The sequence below is a fragment of the Mycobacterium sp. NGS57 genome, from assembly GCF_059812405.1.
In genome coordinates this window covers 270,236-288,320 of sequence record NZ_JCALCP010000009.1, presented here as the reverse complement: position 1 = coordinate 288,320, position 18,085 = coordinate 270,236, and the positions used below count along the sequence as shown (strand labels likewise).

The window sequence follows — 18,085 nt, the reverse complement described above, 5'->3', positions numbered from 1 at the left end:
CGTGCCATGGGGCAGGACCGTGGATAGGAAACCGTTCTTTTGCTTGGTAATCGCCAGCCAGCGACGCGGGGGGTCGAGCGCGGCGCCCCCGAGGTTGTGGTCGTCGGGGCGGGGCCGTCCGGCCTCGCCGTCGCCCGTGAGCTCGCGCACCGCCACGGGATCACCGCTCTGGTGCTGGACAGCGCTTCGGCGCCCGCGGTTGCGTGGCGCACGCGCTATGACGATTTCCGCCTCAACACCAGCGGATTTCTGTCACACCTTCCCGGACAACGTATTCCACTGAGCACCGGCCGTTGGCCCACCAAGGAAGACATGGTTCGCTACTTCGACAGTTATGTCCGGGCGCAAGACATTCAGCTCCGGCTCGGGTGCGAAGTCAAGCGAATCGACCGTGCGCACGACGGCTGGCTCCTCGAAACGTCGTCCGGCGCAATCCGGGCTCGGGCCGTCGTACTGGCCACCGGCCGATATCGCACCCCGACCGTCCCCGCCTGGCCCGGGCTGGACGAATTCACCGGCGAGCTCGTCCACTCCGGAAACTTCAGCAACGCTTGGCCGTTCCGGTGCCGCGACGTCCTCGTCGTCGGCGCAGGCAACTCGGCCGCCGACATCGCGGTCCAGCTGGCCAACGACGGCGCGCGCACCGTCTGGCTGGCTGTGCGCACGCCCCCGCACCTGGTGCGGCGCGCGATGGGGCCGTTCCCTTCCGACATCTTCCTCGAGTTGTTCGCGCGCGTGCCCGCGCGTGTGGTCGACCCGCTCGTCGGCCGCCTGAATCGCCTACTGTGGGGCGATCTTTCGCCGTATGGCTTCCGTCGACCGCCGCTCGGATTGAAGGCGACGGTGGAACAGCGGGGCCGCATCCCCACCCTGGCCGACGAGCTCGTCGAAGCCGTGCGGGCCGGGCGTATCGAGGTGGTCACCGCGGTAAGCGCGGTCGAATCCGGACGTGTGCTCCTCGCCGACGGCATGTCCGTCGCGCCGGAGGTCATCGTTGCCGCCACTGGCTTTTCCACCGATCTCGACGGTGTAGCCGGCCATCTCGGCATCCTCGACGAAGAGGGCAACCCGCGCGGCGGGTTTGCCTCGCACCTCGGCGACGGGATGTTCGCGATCGGATACGGTATCCCGCCCAATGGCCCGCTGCGAGCGATTCGCCGCCACGCCACTCCCCTGGCCCGGCAGGTCGCCGCTCACCTCTCCACCTAGAAAGGGAGCCTGATGCTGTCACTTCCCGCAGGAAAGGCCCTCTTCCGCGGTGCCGATGGATACGACGCGGCCCGTCGCAGAACGGTGTGGAATGGCCTTGTGCCGGAGCGCTTTCCGGACGTGATCGTGCAGGCGTCCCAGGCTGCGGACGTCGTCGCAGCGCTGCGGTATGCGCGGGCCAACGGATATCGGGTCGGGGTGTGTTCGGGCGGGCGCAGCTGGACGGCCAGCCACCTCCGTGACGGAGGCCTGCTGCTCGACGTCGCCGGCCTCGATCACTGCAGCGTCGACCGGGACCGGATGATTGCGACGGTCGGTCCGGGCAAGGCCGCCAGCTCGTTCGCGCTCGAACTCGACGCGCAGGGGCTGTTCTTCCCCGCCGGCCACTGCGAGGGCATCGGCCTCGGCGGCTATCTGCTCCAGGGTGGATACGGCTGGAACGGCAAGGTCGTCGGCCCGGCATGTGAGAGCGTGCTCGGACTGGAGGTGATCACCGCCGACGGCGAACGAATCTACTGCGACGCCGAGCACCATGCCGATCTGTTCTGGGCCGCTCGCGGCTCTGGACCGGGCTTCTTCGCGGTAGTCATCTCTTTCACCGTGCGGATTCATAAGCGCCCCAACGTCTTGGGGACGTGCTTGTACATGTACCCGATCGGTGTGGCCGACGAGGTGTTCAGCTGGGGACTCTCGATCAGTCGCGAGCTCGACGACCGCGTCGAACTGCAGATGAGCACCACTCTCGGTGTGCCGGCCGCCGGGATCGACGACCCGGTCATCGCCATCGCAGCGCCGGTCTTCGCGGATACTGAACCGGAGGCGGCCAAAGCCCTTGCCGTCCTGGGTAGCTGCCCCGTGGTAGACCGTGCGATCACCGGCCTTCCTTATGCGCCTACGACTTTGGCCAACTGGTATGCCGCGGTGATGGGCAACTATCCCCGGGGCCACCGGTATAGCGCCGACAACATGTTCACTTCGGCCTCGGCCGCTGAGCTGTTGCCCGGGATCCGCGACATCGTCGAGACGATGCCGCCGCATCCGTCGCAATTCCTTGTCACCGGCTGGAAGCCGTCCCCGCACCGCGCGGACAAGGTCTACGGCTTGGAGGACGAGATCTACCTGGCGCTCTATACGGCTTGGCAAGACCCGGCCGACGACGAAAAGTATTGCGACTGGACGCAGTCCAAGATGGCGGCGATGTCACATCTGGCGACCGGAGTCTCGCTCGCCGACGAAAACCTCGGCCGGAGAGCGGAGAAGTTCATTGCCGAGCCGAACATGCAACGCCTCGACAAGGTCCGCTCGGCCTACGACCCCGACGGTCGATTTCACCGCTGGATGAGCTGCGACTGAAGCGGCCCACCGACTACAACGAACGCTGCAGCAGAACCTGACCGCCCTCGGCGGAAACCACTTGCACGGCGGCGATCTGGTCGACCGGCATCGAGATGCTGCCCGCCGGCGTCGCGGTGTGACCCGGTTCGGCCACCCAGGTCGCCAGCCGGGTTTGGCTGCCGTCGCGACCGACCACGACCATGGCCAGCGTGTCATGGTGGGCGGTCAGCGGTGCTAGGCACACACACCTGAGGTTGATCGACGTCCCCCAGTGCTGGCTGCTCAGCTGCACCGTCGAGGTCAGCAGCGTGGTACCGACCTGGGCCATCGGCTGCGAGGCGGTCGCCGCCTGATGTGCCGGTGTCGAGGTGTGGCCCTGTACGCCGACCAGCACGCCGATTCCCAGCACCACGGCCGCGGCGGCCGTCGCCACCCAGGTTGCCACTCGGGTGCGGCGCCGCCGCCAGCGCACCGTTGCCAGCAGCGACGGCAACAACTCCGGCGACATCTCCGGCGTCTTGGAAAAGGGCTCCGTCACACCACGACCCGGCTCGCTCATGGCGGTCACTTCCGCGTGGTCGAGCCGCGACAGCAGGGCGGGCACTCCGCTCAGGTCGGCGACGGCGTCCCGGCACGCCGGGCACTCGGCCAGGTGCGCCTCGAATTCGCGGCGGTCGGAGGCCGACAGCGATCCCAGCACGTATGCGGCGTCCCACCTCGCGTACCGGTGGTTGTCGCCCGTCGTCACACCAAACACCTCGTTATCACCGGGCGGGCCGATGCCTCGTAGCGGTGTCCTCATCTCGTCCATCTCCTGTCACCCGTCAAGTATTCGGAGCCGATGACCGTCCGGATGGGCACCTGTCTGTACCCCCGCGCCGTCATCGGGTGACTCCAAGTTCCTGCAGAGTGAGTCGCAACGCCCGCACGGCATAGTGTAGTCGCGACTTCACCGTTCCCTCGGCGATCTGGAGGTCGGCAGCAATCTGCACGGTCGTCCAGCCGCGGTAGTAGGACCGTTCGATCACGGCCCGGTGTTCGGCGGACAATTGCACCATGGCCTCGGCAATCAGCAGCCGGTCCAGCGCCGCGTTCACCTCGTCCGGCGTCGATCGCTCGGGTGCTCCCGGCTCATCCAGCGAACCAACCACGTTGCGATGCCGCGCGCTGCGCCGGTCGTCGATGATCATGTTGCGGGCGACGGTGAACAGCCACGCCCGCGCCGAGCGCTCGGTGTCGCCGATGACCTCCGGATGCTGCCAGGCTCGCAACAACGTCTCCTGCACGACATCTTCGGCCAGGCTGGCATCGGCCGTCAGCTTCAGCGCATAACGCCACAACACCGCCGCGTGCTCGTCGTAGAGGGCCCTCATCAGGGCGGCTTCAGCAGCCCCGGAGGCGCCCCTAGTCCCGGCAACCCGAGCCACCCGATCACCTCCCGCAAAAAGACACGAGTCGAGTAGGCGTTTAGTTCAGGCGAGCGTCAGGATGCGCGGCCCGGCGTCGGTCACCGCGACGGTGTGCTCCCAGTGTGCCGCACGGGACCCGTCGGCGGTGGTGACGGTCCATTCGTCGTCGAGCACCATCGTTTTGCTGGTGCCCAGCGTCAGCATCGGTTCGATGGCCAGCACCGAGCCCGGGGCGAGCAGCGGGCCCCGCCCGGGCGCACCCTCGTTGGGCAAGAACGGGTCCATGTGCATGTGCCTTCCGATGCCGTGGCCCCCGTAGCCCTCCACGATGCCGAACGCGCGCCCATAGCGGACCTCGGCGCCCCGGGTGCCCGTTTCGATGGCGTGCGCGACGTCGGTCAGCCGGTTACCGGCGACCATCGCCGCGATGCCGGCCTGCAGCGACTCCCTGGTCGCCTCGCACAGCGCGTCGTCGGCGGCGTCCAGCGTCCCGACCCCGAAGGTGACGGCGGCGTCGCCGTGCCAGCCGTCCAGCACCGCACCGCAGTCGATGGAGACCAGGTCCCCGGGCGCCAGGACTTCCGCGGCCGACGGGATGCCGTGCACGACCCTGTCGTTGACCGACGCGCAGATCGACGCCGGGTAGCCGTGGTAGCCCAGAAACGACGGGATCGCCCCGGCTTCGCGGATCACCGACTCGGCGATCTCGTCGAGGCTCAGTGTCGAGGCCCCCGCGACCGCGGCGGCGCGGACCGCTTGCAGGGCGGCGGCCACCACCGCGCCCGCGCCCGCCATCGCGTCGAGTTCACCGGGGCTGCGCTGCGGCACGACCTTGCGACTGCGCAGCCGCGCCAACGCGCTCATGGTTATTTGCCCAGTGCCTGCAGCGCCCGGGCGAACACCTCGTCCACCGTGCCGATCGCGTCGACGGTCTTCAACCCGTCTTTCAGCTGAGCCCCGTAGTACTCCAGCAGCGGCGCGGTCTCGTCGCGGTAGATCTTCATGCGGTTGAGGATGACGTCGTCGGTGTCGTCGGCGCGCCCGCGGCCCTTGAGCCGTTGCAGCAATTCGTCCTGGGTGACCCGGAACTCGACCACCGCGTCGAGGTCGGTGCCCCGGCGCTCGAGCATCTCGTGCAGCGCCTTGGCCTGCTGCAGCGAGCGCGGATAGCCGTCCAGGATGAAGCCGTCGGCCGCGTCCGAATCGTTGAGCCTGTCGTCGACGAGTTGGTTGGTCAGCTCGGAGGGCACCAGGTCGCCGGCGTCCAGGTACCGCTTGGCCTCCAGCCCGAGTTTGGTCCCGTTTTCGATGTTGTTCCGGAACAGTTCCCCGGTGGAGATTTGCGGGATCCCAAGCTTCTCGGCGAGCTTTTGGGCCTGCGTCCCCTTGCCCGCCCCCGGCGGGCCAAGCAAAACGACTCTCACTTGAGGAATCCTTCGTAGTTGCGCTGCATGAGCTGGCTCTCGATTTGTTTGACCGTATCCAAACCGACGCCAATCATGATCAAAACCGCGGTACCCCCGAAGGGCAAGTTCTGCACCGCTCCGCCATTGCCGATCTCCAGGAACAGGTTGGGCAGCACCGAGATCGCGCCCAGATAGATCGAGCCCGGCAGCGTGATCCGGCTCAGCACAAAACGCAGGTAGTCGGCGGTCGGCTTGCCCGGCCGAATACCGGGAATGAATCCGCCGAATTTCTTCATCTCGTCGGCGCGCTCGTCGGGATTGAACGTGATCGAGACGTAGAAGTAGGTGAAGAAGATGATGAGGCCGAAATAGATGCCGATATAGACCGGGTCGCTCGGGTCCGACAAGTAGCTGCCGACGAACTTGTCCCACCAGCTGTTGCCCACGCCGCCGCTGCCGCTGCGCACCAGCTGGGTGACCAGGTGCGGGATGTAGATCAGCGACGACGCGAAGATCACCGGGATAACGCCGGCCTGGTTTACCTTCAGCGGCAGATACGTCGAGGTGCCCCCGTACATCCGCCGGCCCACCATCCGCTTGGCGTATTGCACCGGGATGCGGCGCTGGCCCTGCTCGACGAAGACCACGCCGACGATGATGGCCAGCGCGGCGGCGCAGACGGCGGCGAAGATCATCCCGCCACGGCTGTCCAGGATGGATTTGCCCTCGGCGGGGATGCGCGCCGCGATGCCGACGAAGATCAGCAGCGACATGCCGTTGCCGATGCCGCGTTCGGTGATCAGCTCGCCCATCCACATCACCAGCGCCGCGCCGCTTGTCATCACCAGCACGATGACGACCAGGGTGAAGATGCTTTGGTCGGCGATGATGTCCAGCGAGCAACCCTGCAGCAACCCGCCGTTGGCCGCCAGCGCCACGATGCTGGTGGCCTGCAGCACCGCCAGCGCGATCGCCAGGTAGCGGGTGTACTGCGTCATTTTCGCCTGGCCGGATTGGCCCTCTTTGCGCAACTCCTCGAACCGCGGGATGACCACGGTCAGCAGCTGCACGATGATGCTGGCGGTGATGTAGGGCATCACGCCGACGGCGAACACCGTGAGCTTCAGCAGCGCGCCGCCGGAAAACAGGTTGATCAGCGAATAGATCTGCCCGGCCTCGCCGCCGCTGGCCTCCTTGATGCATTGCTGCACGTTCGGGTAGTTCACCCCCGGAGACGGCAAAGCGGCGCCGACCCGATAGAGGACGACGATGCCAAGCGTGAAGAGGATCTTCCGTCTCAGATCGACTGTCCGCAGCGATGAGATGAAAGCCGAAAGCACTCTTCCTCCTGCGTCCTGCGTCTCGCGCCTACACCCGCAGGCCAGGACGTACGGCGCCGCGCGTCAAACCGTGTACGAGACTAACAGCTGGACCGGACGCCCCCGGTCAAGGCCCATCGAGGCGTAAAGTTCTGGTGGCTCATTGCATTGGCTAAGTAAGTGGGAGCACCATGTCGCGAACCGACCAAGACAGCTGGGATCTGGCCTCGAGCGTCGGCGCCACGGCCACCATGGTCGCCGCCGCCCGGGCGCTGGCCAGCGCGGAGCACGACGCGATCATGAACGACCCGTTCGCCGCGCCCCTGGTGCGCGCGGTCGGCCTGGACTTCTTCATCCGCCTGATCGACGGCCGGGTCGTCCCGTCGGAGTCGGAAACCGGCGAACGCGACCTGCGGCTGGAGACGGATTCGATCGCCGTGCGCACCCGCTTCTTCGACGATTTCTTCCTCAACGCCGCCCGCGACGGCGTCACCCAGTCGGTGATCCTGGCCGCCGGCCTGGACGCCCGCGCCTACCGGTTGGCGTGGCCGCCGGGCAGCGTGGTCTACGAAGTAGACCAGCCCAAGGTCGTCGAGTTCAAGACCGCCGCGATGGCCAACCTGGGCGCCGCGCCGACCGCGGACCGTCGCACCGTTGCCGTCGATCTGCGCGACGATTGGCCGGAGGCGTTGCGCGGCAGCGGGTTTGACCCCACGTTGCCGACGTCGTGGAGCGCCGAGGGCCTGCTGATGTACCTGCCGCCCGACGCGCAGGACCGGCTCTTCGACAACATCACCGAGCTAAGCGCGCCCGGAAGCAAGCTGGCCACCGAATACCACGGCGAGGATCCCGACCGCACGATGGCCGACCGGGCGCGGCAGTTCAACCAGCGGTGGGAGAATCTGGGCTGCGACATCGACCTGTCTGGCCTGTTCTTCGAGGGCGAGCGCAGCAATGTCGTCGACTACCTGGCCGGGCTGGGCTGGGCGGTGACCACGCGGCCGCGGCGGGACTTCTTCGCCGACTACGGCCGCGTGTTCCCCACCGACGAGCAATCCCAGTTGCGCAACATCGTCAGCCTCACCGCCGTGCGTGGCGCACGAGTGTGAACCGCCGGCTGCGGATGTGCGGGTAGGGCGGGATTCGGCCCGACGGCTCGCCGGATCAGACGGGCTTGGCCGCCGGCGCGCGCACGACCATCGGCACCGCCGGGAAGCACCACGCCATCTCCGTGCGGGACTTGCGCAGCGCAGCGGTGCCGTAGCCCTTCTTGCGATGGTCGGGATGAATCCAGATCCGCACGTTGACCTCGCCGTGGTACAGCTCGCCGAACACCATGCCGACCTTCTGCCCCGAGTCGACGGCCACGAACCACGCGGCCTCCTCGTCGTCGAGGCGCGCCAGCGCCGCGCGGATCTCGTCGTCGAGATCGCCGGCGGGCCCGCCGGACCCGTCGCCGGCGGCGCCCACGTCCGAGGTGCGCACGCCGAAGATGTCGCGGTCGTCGTTGGCCGAGAACGGCCGCAACTCCAGCGTCTCCCCCAAGCTCGCCGGGCGCTCCCCGAGCATGAAGCTCAGCTGCTTGTTCAGGTCCTCCAGCTCGGCCTGGATTTTCTTGCGCGAATCCTTGGTGAGCTGATCGAAGGACATGCTCATCACGGCCTCGGCGGCCACGTGGGAGGTGTCGAGCAGACTGACGATCCCCTCGACCGCGGCCGCCCTGTCCTCGGACTCGACCATCAGGTCGAGCACTTCGTGCCGGCGTTCGAGGGCCTTCAGCAGCGCGTCGGCGATCTCCCGCCGGGCGGCTTTGCGGTCGTGGTCGGTCCCGCGGTCGGTCATGGCACCAGCCTAGAACGCGGCCGGGGGGAGCGCTTCGGATCTTTGGTTTCCCAGCTCCAGGAACCGCTGGTAGCGCTCGGCGGTCGCCGCCGCCCAGGCGGGATCGGGTTCGACGACCCGCTCGGTTGACGCCCACCGGGCGGCGTCGGCGATCGAGGTTTCCAGCCCGGCAGCCATGCGGCCTAAAAAGGCCGCGCCCAGCGCCGCGCCCTCGGCCACCGCGGACACCTCCACCGGACGCCCGGTGGCGTCGGCGATGGCCCGCATCCACGGGCCGACCCGGGTGCCGCCGCCGGCGGCCACGATGCGCGCCACCGGCGCCCCGCTCAGCTCGATGAGCTGGCGCACGACGAACGCCGACGCCTCGTAGGCCGCGCGCCGCAACGCCGCGGCGTCGTGGGTGAGGTCCAGTGCGTCCAGCACGGCGCGGCGGTCCGGGTCGTGAAACGGCGTGCGCTCCCCGCGGATGTACGGCGACCACACCGGCACCCGGTGTGGGTCGAGGGCCGCCGGATCACCCTGCGCCACAACGCGATCCACCCACCCGAGGAACAACCCGCCCGCGTTGCTGGCGCCCCCGATCTGGCTCTTGCCGGGCGCGGTGTGCGGGATGGTCCACAGGCCGGGTACCTGCCTGGCTTCGGGCATCGTGGTCCACACGATCAGGGTGGTGCCGCACAGCACCAGCACGTCGCCGTCGCGGTCGGCGCCGGCCACGATCTGCTCGCACAGCGCGTCGATGGCGCCGATCCCCAGCACGGCGCCCGTGCCGGGGATCTGCCCGGCGGCCGTCCCGATGGTCGCCACCCGCGGCATCTTCTCGACGGTGGCGCCGCGCTCGGCGCACGCCGCGGCGTTCCAGCCGGTCCCGTCGAAGAGGGGGAAGGCGGTGGCGGCGGTCGCCACGTCCATCACCGCCTGGCCCGCCAGGGCGTGGTTGGCCACCGCCGGCGCGGGCCAGTACCCCGCCGCGCCGGGCGCCTGCGCGGCCGTCCAGCGCAGGAATTCGGCGGCCTCGCCCAGCGCCGGAAGGGGCTGATCGTCCTGACCAGGCACGCGGCCCCGCGCGTCGCCATACAGCAGGCCCGGGGTCAGCGGCCGCCCGTCGGCGTCCACGGCCGTCAGCGACGGGACCATCGCCGCGACGGCCACCGCCTTGACGCTCGGGCCGGGGTCCAAGCTCTGCAGGGCCGACACCGGGCCGCGCCGCCACGCCTCGTCGGCGTCGTGCTCCAGCCGATCGGGGACCGGGATTCGCAGCTGGTGCGGGATGCGCACCCGTGCCGTCACGCGGCCGTCGGCGTCTGCGGCCACCGCCTTGACGGCCGTGCTGCCGACGTCGATGCCGATTGTGACGTCTTCACGTGACACGGGCGTCACCGTACGCCAGCATTAGCGTTCGTGATGTCAAGACCGCGTGCCTTGGTGACCGCGCCGCTGCGGGGGCCGGGGTTCGACAAGCTCCGGCAATTGGCCGACGTGGTGTACGACCCATGGATCGACCAGTCCCCGCTGCGGATCTACAGCGCCGAGCAGCTGGCCGCGCGGATCGCCGCGGAGGCCGCCGATGTCGTTGTGGTGGAAAGCGACTCGGTGGGGGGGCCGGTGTTGGATGCGGGCCTGCGCGTGATCGCGTCCACCCGGGGCGACCCGAACAACGTCGACATCGACGGGGCCACCGCGGCAGGCATCCCGGTGCTGAATACCCCGGCCCGCAACGCCGACGCGGTCGCCGAGATGGCGGTGGCGCTGCTGCTGGCCGCCACCCGCCACCTGCTGCCCGCCGACGCGGATGTGCGCGGCGGCAACATCTTTCGCGATGGCATCATCCCGTATCAGCGGTTCCGCGGCTGGGAGATCGCCGGGCGCACCGCCGGGCTGGTGGGGCTCGGCGCCGTCGGGCAGGCGCTGCGGTGGCGGCTGTCCGGGTTGGGCATGCGCGTGATCGCCCACGACCCCTACCACGACGAGGCCCGCCACGGCCTCGACGAGCTGCTGGCCGAGGCCGACGTGGTGTCGCTGCACGCGCCGGTCACCGACGACACCGCCGGCATGATCGGCGCGCGGCAGTTCGCGGCCATGCGCGACGGCGTGGTGTTCCTCAACACCGCACGTGCCCAGCTGCACGACACCGACGCGCTCGTCGAAGCGCTGCGCGGCGGCAAGGTGGCCGCCGCCGGATTGGACCACTTCGTGGGCGAATGGCTGCCCACCGATCATCCGCTGGCGGGCATGCCCAATGTCGTGCTGACGCCGCACATCGGCGGGGCGACGTGGAACACTGAGGCCCGGCAGGCGCAGATGGTGGCCGACGACCTGGAAGCGCTGCTGGCGGGAAAAAGACCCGCGCACATCGTCAACCCGGAGGTGCTCGCCTCATGAAATCCGTTGAGAGTGCGGAAACCGCGGTGCTGGATGCGGCCAAGGACATGCTGGGCCGGGGCCTGGTGGAGGGAACGGCCGGCAATATCTCGGCGCGGCGCCCCGACGGCAACATCGTCATCACGCCGTCGTCGGTCGACTATCGCGACATGCAGCTCGACGACCTGGTGCTGGTCGATCCCGAGGGCGCCGTGCTGCACGCGGCCGAGGGGCGGATGCCGTCGACGGAGGCCAAGCTGCACCTGGCGTGCTATCAGGCGTTCGACGACATCGGCAGCGTCATCCACTCCCACCCGGTCTGGGCGACCATGTTCGCCATTGCGCACCAGGCGATTCCGGCCTGCATCGACGAGTTCGCCGTCTACTGCGGCGGCGACGTCCGGTGCACCGACTACGCCGCGTCCGGAACACCCGAGGTCGGCGCCAATGCGGTCAGGGCGCTCGAGGGCCGCGGCGCCGCGTTGATCGCCAACCACGGGCTGGTGGCCGTGGGTCCGCGGCCCGAGAAGGTCCTGCACATCACCGCGCTGGTCGAGCGGACGGCCCAAATCGTCTGGGGCGCAAGGGCGCTGGGCGGTCCGGTCCCCATTCCCGAGGACGTGAATCGCAACTTCGCCGGCGTGTACGGTTACCTGCGCGCGAACTCATGAAGGCACGACTGGGTCGCGCCACCGTGACGCGGGTGCTGGAAACGCGCTTCGGCGTGCCGGCCCAGGCCTTCGCCCACACCCCGGCGTCGGGGTGGAGCGACAACGCCGACCTGCTGGTGCCGGACTTCTTCGACCCCGACACCGATCAGTGGCACGTCGCCATCCAGAGCTGGGTCATCGAGGTCGACGGGCTGACCGTCGTCGTGGACACCGGCGTCGGCAATGACCGTTCGCGCCCGCACCTGCCCGCCCTGGATCACCTCAGCACGGGATTCCTGGCGGCGCTGGGATCTGCGGGCATCGACCCCGCCGCGGTCGACGTGGTGGTCAACACGCACATCCACTCCGACCATGTCGGGTGGAACACCATGCGCGAGAACGGCACCTGGGTGCCGACGTTCCCCAACGCCCGATACCTGGTGGCGGCCGCCGACTTCCGCCACTTCTCACCGGACGGGCCCGGGGGCGGGCAGCCCGGTGAACGGCTGGTGTTCGAAGACAGCGTGGAGCCCGTCGATGCGGCCGGCCAGATCGTCCAGTGGTCCGACGACTGCCAGCTCAGCCCGTCGCTGCGGCTGCGACCCGCCCCCGGGCACACGCCGGGCTCCTCGGTGCTGTGGCTGCACGCGGGCCAGCCGGCGGTGTTCGTAGGCGATCTCACCCACAGCCCGCTGCAACTGCGCCGCCCCGCCGACGCCTGCGCCTTCGACGTGGACGCCGACGCCGCCGCGGTAACCCGCCGGCGGATATTCACCGAGGCCGCCGCCGCGAAGGCAGCGGTCATACCCGCGCACTACCCCGGCCGCGGCGGTGCGACGATCCGCGCGACCGGCGATCAGTTCGACGTCGACCGCTGGCTGGACATCGAATCCCTCTGACGCGTTGCGGGATTCATGGTCGCCGGCTTGCTGGCGCCACGCCACTGGCGCGGTGAGGTGCCGTGCGCCCGGCCGAACAGCCGACTGAAGTAGCCGGGGTCGGAGATCCCGACCCGCCGGGCCACCTCGGCGACGGGTAGGTCCGTCTCCGTCAGCAGTCCGCGGGCGGCCGCCATCCGGCGCTCGACGATCCACTCGCCGACGGTGCGTCCGGTGCGCCGGCGCACGACGGTGGTCAGGTGCGCCGGGGTCAGACCCACGTCGTCGGCCACATCGCGCAGCGACAACGGTCCGGCGTGCCGCCGCTCGATCACCTCGAACACCTCGGCCAGCAGCGGTTCGCCACTGCGGCGCAGCTCGGCCACGACGGGGCCGGCCAGCCGCGCCAGGTCGATCAGCAGTAGCGTCAGGTGCGCCAGGGCCGCCTGCCGATAGCCGTCGTGGCGCGCGAGCAGTTCGGTTTCGATGGAGCGGATCGCGTTGTCCCACACCGGCTGTCGGGTGCCGGGCAGGTCCAGCCGCAGGACACCGCCCGCGTGCGCGTGCAGGAACGGAAAGAGCAGCGGGTGCGCCCGCCAGGCCGGCCACGGTGATCGCGAATCCTCGCCGAGCGCGGCGGGATCGAAAAACACCGCAACCCCGCCGTCCAGGTAGTCCAGCCGCCCCGGGTCGAGAACCTCACCCGCGGCCACCACACACACCACTCCGTCCGCGGGAACGTACAGCAGCGCCGGGAAATCGTGAATGTGCCGACCCCGCTCGTCAGGGCCGTCCGCACCGTCGGGGTCGTGCCGATGCACCGAAATCGGCGGGACGTCCGGCCCGGTCCGGTACTGGTAGACGGGCACACCGTCGCGGTGGCTGATAATCCGGGCTGCCTGCGTCATGTCATATCGCTAAAAATCATTCAACTTTCGATAAGTATGACCCAATTATGCCTCCGCACAAGAGCGCACTATGGGTCCTGTGAACAAACATTATCCACATGATTACCTGCCCGCCGCAGGCCACGACGCCCTGTTGCCCGGCTACGACCTGTTCAGTCGCCTGCTGGGCATGGGGAGCATCTACGAGAATCTGATCGGGCAGGCCGAACTCGCCGACGGCCAACGCGTGCTGGAGATCGGCTGCGGCACCGGCAACGTCGCGATCCGGGCCAAGCGCTCATGCCCCGGCGCGCCGGTGATCGGGTCCGACCCCGACCCGCGGGCTCTCGCCCGGGCGGAGCGAAAGGCACGCCGGCTGAACGGCATCCGCTTCGAACGCGGCTACGCCCAACGACTCCCCTACTCCGACGGCGAGTTCGACCGGGTGCTGTCGTCGATGATGCTGCACCACCTCGACGACGACGCGAAAGCGGCGGCGGCGGCCGAGGTCTTTCGTGTCCTGCGCCCCGGCGGCAGGCTGCACCTGGTCGACATGGGCGGCGACATGACCGCCCGCGACGGGCTGTCGGCGCGGCTCGTGCGGCGCAGCCCGCACGCGGCCGGGAACCTCGGCGACGCGATCCCGCGGCTGCTGCGGGCGGCGGGATTCGACTGCAGGCAGGTTGCCACGCACCGGCAACGGGTGGTGGGGCGGGTCACCTACTATCGCGCGACCCGGCCCGCCTAGCGCACGCCAATGCCCTCCACGAGTGTGAATTTCACGACGCGACACGCGGCGACAGCGTCGTGAGATTCACGCTCGCCGCCGGCTCTAGCGCTGATCGAAGGCCACCTTGACGGCCCCACTCTCGCCCTGGTTGGCGATCGCCAAAAACGCCTCGCGCCACTGGTCGAGCCGGAACATGTGGGTCAGCATGGGGCGCAGGTCAACCCGTCCCGCCGCGGCCAGGTCGAGGTAGTGGCCGATGGCGTGCTTGCGCACGCCCTCGACCTCCTCGACCCCGAACGCATTCGAGCCCACCCAGCTGATCTCCTTGAAATACAAGGGACTCCACTCCCAGCGGCCGGGCGCGTGCACGCCGGCCTTGACCAGCGTCCCGCGCGAGCGCAGCACCCGAACCCCGACCTCGAAGGTATCCGGCTTGCCCACCGTGTCGTAGACGATGTCGACGGCCCCCGGGTAGGCCATCGGCAGGCCCAGCAGGGGCCGGCGCAGCCGGCCGCCGCCCCACGCGACGACTTCCTCGATGACCGCCAGGCGCGGTTCGTGCTCGACCACCAGCGCGGCGCCGAACCGGCGCGCCAGTTCGGCCTGCGCGGCAAACCGCGCCACCACCGCGACGGCCACTTCGGGATAGAGCGCCCGCAGGATCGCGACCGCGCACAGCCCCAGCGACCCCGCGCCGTACACCAGCACCCGCCCCGAGCGCGGCGGCGGGTGGCGGGTGATCGCGTGCAGGGACACCGAAAACGGGTCGGCGAGCACCGCCATCTCGTCGGGCATCGCGTCCGGAACGGCGAACAGCATGCTGTCGTGGGCCGGCATCAGTTCGGCGTAGCCGCCGGTCACGTCCGCCGACACCCCGGTGTGGATGCCGGGCTTGATGTCGCCGTCGGTGAAACTCCAGCACAGGCTGTAGTCGCCGGTTTCGCAAGCGGGACAGGGCGATTCGATGCCGCGCGGGCCGCACGACAGCCACGGGTTGAGCACCACGCGCTGGCCCACCCGCAGTCCCCGGGCCTCGGGCCCGAGTACCACCACGTCGGCGACCACCTCGTGCCCCATCACTTGCGGGAACGAACAGAATGCGGACATGGCGTTGTCGGCGTCGTCGGCGCCGAAGTCCATCAGGATCTGCTTGGAGTCCGACCCGCAGATGCCGGTCAGCCGCGGCCGTGTGATGACCCAATCCCGGTGCGGCAGCCTAGGTTCCGGCACCTGCCGCAGGGCCGTCGGGGTGCGGGTCAGGTTCTGCGTCAGCGCGTTGGCTTCATCGGGTACTTCGAAGGGCTCCGGCAGCACGCCGTAGACGAGTGCCTTCATCGCTGTGCCATCCCCGCCGCGCCCGCGATGAACGCGTCGAGGTCGGCATTTTTCGCATCGACGACCGTCTTCATGTCCGGGAGGTAGTGCTCGAAATTCGCACTGCCCAAGGCTTCGACGATGCCCTCGGCCACCACGTCGGGGTCCACCTTGGGGCCCTGGTAGAGGGGCTCCTCGCTGCCGGGTCGGTCCCAGATCTCGGTGTCGACGGGCCCGGGCTCGATCAGCTTCACCGAGACCCCGGTGCCGTGCAGGTCCACGGCCATCGCCTCGCTCCACCCGCACAACGCGAACTTGCTTGCGCAGTAGGCGGTTTCGTGGATGATTCCGAGGCGGCCGCCCATACTCGACACGTTGACGATTTGGCCGCTTCCGCGCGCCAGCATCCGTGGCAGCAGGGCCAGGGTCAGCCGCATCGGCGCGAAGAAGTTGACGCGCATGACGTCCTCGACCTCGTCCGGCAGCAGGGCCGTCACCGGCCGTCGTTTCGGGATCGCGGCGTTGTTGACCAGCATGTCGATGCCGCCGAGCTCGTCCCACGCCCGCAGCGCCAGCTCATCCAGCGCCGCGGTGTCCGCCAGGTCGGCCGCCCACATCGCCGATCCCGGCGACGCCCGCCGGCAGTCGGCCAGCACCTCGGCCAGGCGATCGCGCCGGCGGGCGACCAGTCCCACCACCGCGTGCCGCCCGGCCAGCTGCCGGGCCAGGGCGGCCCCGATGCCCGAGGAGGCGCCCGTGATCAGCACCCGCTTGCCCGCCGCCTCGTACGCCATCCGTCAAGGTTGCCGCGAATCGCGGGAAGCGTACAGTGGTGGCAGCTTGTTATATCGGCTAAATATTAGATGGACTAGATCCGAACAGGGGCAAACATGACTTCCACCAGGTATGACGGCGACACCTGGGACCCGGCCTCCAGCGTCGGGGTGACCGCGACCATGGTCGCCGCCGCCCGCGCCGTGGCGGGCCGGGCCGACCGGCCGCTGATCAACGACCCCTTCGCCGAGCCGCTGGTCCGGGCCGTCGGCGTGGACCTGCTCACCCGGTTGGCCAGCGGCGATCTGGACCCGGACGAGCTCAATGACGTGCACGACGGGGCCGGCTCCGCCGGGGCTATGTCGCGCATGGCCGACAACATGGCAGTGCGCACCAAGTTCTTCGACGAGTTCTTCCTGGGCGCGACGCGGGCTGGCATCAAGCAGGTGGTGATCCTGGCCTCGGGCCTGGACTCGCGCGCCTACCGGCTGGATTGGCCCGACGGGACCGTGGTCTACGAGGTCGACCAGCCACAGGTCGTCGAGTTCAAGTCGCGCACCCTGGCCGAATTGGGCGCCGCACCCACCGCCGAGCGGCGGGTGGTGGCCATCGACCTGCGCGACGACTGGCCCTCCGCGCTGCGCGCCGCCGGGTTCGACCCGGCCCGACCCGCGGCGTGGAGCGCCGAGGGGTTGCTCGGCTACCTGCCGCCGGAGGCACAGGACCGCCTGCTGGACACCATCACCGAGCTCAGCGCGCCGGGCAGCCGGCTGGCCACCGAAAGCGCGCCCAATCCCGAGCCCGGCGACGAGGAGAAGCTCAAGGAGCGCATGCAGGCGATCTCCGAGCGTTGGCGCGCACACGGTTTCGACCTCGACATGGCGGGCCTGGTGTACTTCGGGGACCGCAACGAGGCGGCCCCCTACCTGGCCGATCACGGCTGGCGGCTGACCAGCGCCACCATTCGGGAACTGTTCGCCACCAACGGACTTGACCCGATCGACAAGGACGACATGCGGATGGGCGAGATGGTCTACACCTGGGGGATCTATGAGTGAGGGACGCACCGACGGCGACACCTGGGGGCCGGCGCACAGCGTGGGCGCGACGGCCACCATGGTGGCGGCGTCCCGCGCCGTGGCCTCGCAGGGGCCCGAGCCGCTGCTCGACGATCCGCTGGCCGATCCCCTGGTCCGCGCCGTCGGACTGGAACCATTCATCCAGATCATTGACGGCGAGCTCGAGTTCGACGACGACCCGCTGTTCAACCGCAAAGCCCGGCGCGAGCAGATCGCGGTGCGCACCAGGTTTTTCGACGACTTCTTCACCGGCGCCACCGCGGACGGCGTCCGGCAGGCGGTGATCCTGGCATCCGGCCTGGACACCCGCGCCTACCGGCTGCGCTGGCCGGCAGGCACGGTGGTCTACGAGATCGACCAGCCGCAGGTCATCGCCTTCAAAACCGAGACGCTGACCGCCATCGGCGCCTCCCCGACCGCCGAACGCCGAACTATCGCCATCGACCTGCGCGACGACTGGCCCGCGGCCTTGCGCGAGGGCGGCTTCGACGTCACGCGGCCGACGGCATGGAGCGCGGAAGGCCTGCTGCCCTACCTGCCGCCCGAGGCCCAGGACCGGCTGTTCGACCACATCACCGCGCTCAGCGCGCCGGGCAGCCGCCTGGCCACCGAACACGTGCCCGACCCGAACACGTTCTCCGACGAGCGCCTGCAGCGCATCTCCGAGCGCTGGCAGCGCCTCGGCCTGGGACTCAATGCGGCCGACCTGTTCTACCGCGGCGAGCGCAACGTCGTCCTCGACTACCTGACCACCCACGGCTGGCAGGTGACGCCGCATCCCGCCAGGGAGCTGTACGCGCGCAACGGGTTTGAGTTCCCCGAGGACGAGATGACCGCCACCTTCGGCGAAATGAGCTACGTCGCCGCCACGCGCACGTAGGCGTTGGCTAGG

General features: G+C 69.4%; 19 protein-coding genes. 9 read left to right on the top strand and 10 right to left on the bottom strand.

Annotated elements, in window-relative coordinates:
- Positions 1–96 precede the first annotated feature (96 nt).
- Together AC5Y43_RS19065 and AC5Y43_RS19060 are read left to right on the top strand one after the other, a co-directional pair.
- Positions 97–1,209, top strand: a complete 1,113-nt coding sequence (locus AC5Y43_RS19065; RefSeq protein WP_499974949.1) for a flavin-containing monooxygenase — start codon at positions 97–99, stop codon at positions 1,207–1,209.
- Between the two features lie 12 nt (positions 1,210–1,221).
- Positions 1,222–2,562, top strand: a complete 1,341-nt coding sequence (locus AC5Y43_RS19060; RefSeq protein ID WP_499974947.1) for an FAD-binding oxidoreductase — start codon at positions 1,222–1,224, stop codon at positions 2,560–2,562.
- A 13-nt stretch (positions 2,563–2,575) separates the two neighbouring features.
- On the opposite strand, the gene AC5Y43_RS19055 is transcribed toward AC5Y43_RS19060, so the two are convergent.
- The 5 genes from AC5Y43_RS19055 to secY all read right to left on the bottom strand — a co-directional run bounded on the left by AC5Y43_RS19055 (position 2,576) and on the right by secY (position 6,699).
- A complete protein-coding gene (locus AC5Y43_RS19055) occupies positions 2,576–3,355 on the bottom strand; it encodes an anti-sigma factor family protein (RefSeq protein WP_499974945.1) in 780 nt (259 codons plus the stop codon).
- A gap of 70 nt (positions 3,356–3,425) precedes the next feature.
- Positions 3,426–3,971 carry a sigma-70 family RNA polymerase sigma factor gene (locus AC5Y43_RS19050; RefSeq protein ID WP_499974943.1) on the bottom strand — a complete coding sequence of 182 codons (546 nt, stop codon included), beginning with the start codon at positions 3,969–3,971 and terminating at the stop codon, positions 3,426–3,428.
- A gap of 45 nt (positions 3,972–4,016) precedes the next feature.
- Positions 4,017–4,817 (bottom strand): type I methionyl aminopeptidase, encoded by an 801-nt coding sequence (map, locus tag AC5Y43_RS19045; protein ID WP_499974942.1) that lies wholly within the window; start codon positions 4,815–4,817, stop codon positions 4,017–4,019.
- Positions 4,818–4,819: 2 nt separating this feature from the next.
- Positions 4,820–5,377: an adenylate kinase gene (locus AC5Y43_RS19040; protein WP_499974941.1), complete on the bottom strand. Its 558-nt coding sequence runs from the start codon at positions 5,375–5,377 to the stop codon at positions 4,820–4,822.
- Positions 5,374–6,699 carry a preprotein translocase subunit SecY gene (gene secY / locus AC5Y43_RS19035; RefSeq protein ID WP_499974939.1) on the bottom strand — a complete coding sequence of 442 codons (1,326 nt, stop codon included), beginning with the start codon at positions 6,697–6,699 and terminating at the stop codon, positions 5,374–5,376. The genes AC5Y43_RS19040 and secY overlap by 4 nt, the downstream gene beginning before the upstream one ends.
- Before the next feature lie 170 nt (positions 6,700–6,869).
- On the opposite strand from secY, the gene AC5Y43_RS19030 reads away from it, so the two are divergent.
- Positions 6,870–7,787, top strand: coding sequence for an SAM-dependent methyltransferase (locus AC5Y43_RS19030; protein ID WP_499974937.1), 918 nt, complete (start codon positions 6,870–6,872; stop codon positions 7,785–7,787).
- Between the two features lie 55 nt (positions 7,788–7,842).
- On the opposite strand, the gene AC5Y43_RS19025 is transcribed toward AC5Y43_RS19030, so the two are convergent.
- Both AC5Y43_RS19025 and AC5Y43_RS19020 read right to left on the bottom strand, forming a co-directional pair.
- Complete coding sequence (locus AC5Y43_RS19025) at positions 7,843–8,520, bottom strand: GNAT family N-acetyltransferase (RefSeq protein WP_499974935.1); 678 nt, start codon at positions 8,518–8,520, stop codon at positions 7,843–7,845.
- A gap of 9 nt (positions 8,521–8,529) precedes the next feature.
- Positions 8,530–9,891 (bottom strand): xylulokinase, encoded by a 1,362-nt coding sequence (locus AC5Y43_RS19020; protein ID WP_499974934.1) that lies wholly within the window; start codon positions 9,889–9,891, stop codon positions 8,530–8,532.
- A gap of 30 nt (positions 9,892–9,921) precedes the next feature.
- Between AC5Y43_RS19020 and AC5Y43_RS19015 the strand changes: the two genes are divergently transcribed.
- Genes AC5Y43_RS19015 through AC5Y43_RS19005 form a run of 3 tightly spaced genes read left to right on the top strand, consistent with a single transcriptional unit; the run spans position 9,922 to position 12,430 of the window.
- Positions 9,922–10,902 (top strand): NAD(P)-dependent oxidoreductase, encoded by a 981-nt coding sequence (locus AC5Y43_RS19015; RefSeq protein WP_499974933.1) that lies wholly within the window; start codon positions 9,922–9,924, stop codon positions 10,900–10,902.
- Entirely contained in the window at positions 10,899–11,552 is a 654-nt protein-coding gene (locus tag AC5Y43_RS19010; RefSeq protein WP_499974932.1) for an L-fuculose-phosphate aldolase, read from the top strand. Before AC5Y43_RS19015 ends, AC5Y43_RS19010 begins: the two co-directional genes overlap by 4 nt.
- On the top strand, positions 11,549–12,430 hold the full coding sequence (locus tag AC5Y43_RS19005; RefSeq protein ID WP_499974931.1) for an MBL fold metallo-hydrolase: 882 nt from the start codon (positions 11,549–11,551) through the stop codon (positions 12,428–12,430). The genes AC5Y43_RS19010 and AC5Y43_RS19005 overlap by 4 nt, the downstream gene beginning before the upstream one ends.
- Here the strand turns inward: AC5Y43_RS19005 and AC5Y43_RS19000 are convergent.
- The gene (locus tag AC5Y43_RS19000) at positions 12,388–13,317 is read right to left on the bottom strand and encodes a helix-turn-helix transcriptional regulator (RefSeq protein ID WP_499974929.1); all 930 of its coding nucleotides are present in this window, start codon (positions 13,315–13,317) and stop codon (positions 12,388–12,390) included. The genes AC5Y43_RS19005 and AC5Y43_RS19000 overlap by 43 nt on opposite strands.
- Before the next feature lie 79 nt (positions 13,318–13,396).
- On the opposite strand from AC5Y43_RS19000, the gene AC5Y43_RS18995 reads away from it, so the two are divergent.
- Positions 13,397–14,044 carry a class I SAM-dependent methyltransferase gene (locus tag AC5Y43_RS18995; protein WP_499974927.1) on the top strand — a complete coding sequence of 216 codons (648 nt, stop codon included), beginning with the start codon at positions 13,397–13,399 and terminating at the stop codon, positions 14,042–14,044.
- Between the two features lie 84 nt (positions 14,045–14,128).
- On the opposite strand, the gene AC5Y43_RS18990 is transcribed toward AC5Y43_RS18995, so the two are convergent.
- Positions 14,129–15,361 (bottom strand): zinc-dependent alcohol dehydrogenase, encoded by a 1,233-nt coding sequence (locus AC5Y43_RS18990; RefSeq protein ID WP_499974926.1) that lies wholly within the window; start codon positions 15,359–15,361, stop codon positions 14,129–14,131.
- The gene (locus AC5Y43_RS18985; protein ID WP_499974925.1) at positions 15,358–16,134 is read right to left on the bottom strand and encodes an SDR family NAD(P)-dependent oxidoreductase; all 777 of its coding nucleotides are present in this window, start codon (positions 16,132–16,134) and stop codon (positions 15,358–15,360) included. The genes AC5Y43_RS18990 and AC5Y43_RS18985 overlap by 4 nt, the downstream gene beginning before the upstream one ends.
- Before the next feature lie 96 nt (positions 16,135–16,230).
- Here AC5Y43_RS18985 and AC5Y43_RS18980 point away from each other — a divergent pair, with 96 nt between their 5' ends.
- Both AC5Y43_RS18980 and AC5Y43_RS18975 read left to right on the top strand, forming a co-directional pair.
- The gene (locus AC5Y43_RS18980) at positions 16,231–17,172 is read left to right on the top strand and encodes a class I SAM-dependent methyltransferase (RefSeq protein WP_499974923.1); all 942 of its coding nucleotides are present in this window, start codon (positions 16,231–16,233) and stop codon (positions 17,170–17,172) included.
- Positions 17,165–18,073: a class I SAM-dependent methyltransferase gene (locus tag AC5Y43_RS18975; protein ID WP_499974922.1), complete on the top strand. Its 909-nt coding sequence runs from the start codon at positions 17,165–17,167 to the stop codon at positions 18,071–18,073. Before AC5Y43_RS18980 ends, AC5Y43_RS18975 begins: the two co-directional genes overlap by 8 nt.
- Positions 18,074–18,085: the final 12 nt, after the last annotated feature.

Coding starts and splice junctions, on each gene's coding strand:
- AC5Y43_RS18985 (WP_499974925.1), bottom strand. CDS start 16,134: ATGGCGTACGAGGCGGCGGGCAAGCGGGTGCTGATCACGGGCGCCTCC.
- AC5Y43_RS19025 (WP_499974935.1), bottom strand. CDS start 8,520: ATGACCGACCGCGGGACCGACCACGACCGCAAAGCCGCCCGGCGGGAG.
- AC5Y43_RS19000 (WP_499974929.1), bottom strand. CDS start 13,317: ATGACGCAGGCAGCCCGGATTATCAGCCACCGCGACGGTGTGCCCGTC.
- AC5Y43_RS18975 (WP_499974922.1), top strand. CDS start 17,165: ATGAGTGAGGGACGCACCGACGGCGACACCTGGGGGCCGGCGCACAGC.
- AC5Y43_RS19030 (WP_499974937.1), top strand. CDS start 6,870: ATGTCGCGAACCGACCAAGACAGCTGGGATCTGGCCTCGAGCGTCGGC.
- AC5Y43_RS19010 (WP_499974932.1), top strand. CDS start 10,899: ATGAAATCCGTTGAGAGTGCGGAAACCGCGGTGCTGGATGCGGCCAAG.
- AC5Y43_RS19055 (WP_499974945.1), bottom strand. CDS start 3,355: ATGGACGAGATGAGGACACCGCTACGAGGCATCGGCCCGCCCGGTGAT.
- AC5Y43_RS18990 (WP_499974926.1), bottom strand. CDS start 15,361: ATGAAGGCACTCGTCTACGGCGTGCTGCCGGAGCCCTTCGAAGTACCC.
- AC5Y43_RS19005 (WP_499974931.1), top strand. CDS start 11,549: ATGAAGGCACGACTGGGTCGCGCCACCGTGACGCGGGTGCTGGAAACG.
- AC5Y43_RS19060 (WP_499974947.1), top strand. CDS start 1,222: ATGCTGTCACTTCCCGCAGGAAAGGCCCTCTTCCGCGGTGCCGATGGA.
- AC5Y43_RS18980 (WP_499974923.1), top strand. CDS start 16,231: ATGACTTCCACCAGGTATGACGGCGACACCTGGGACCCGGCCTCCAGC.
- map (WP_499974942.1), bottom strand. CDS start 4,817: ATGAGCGCGTTGGCGCGGCTGCGCAGTCGCAAGGTCGTGCCGCAGCGC.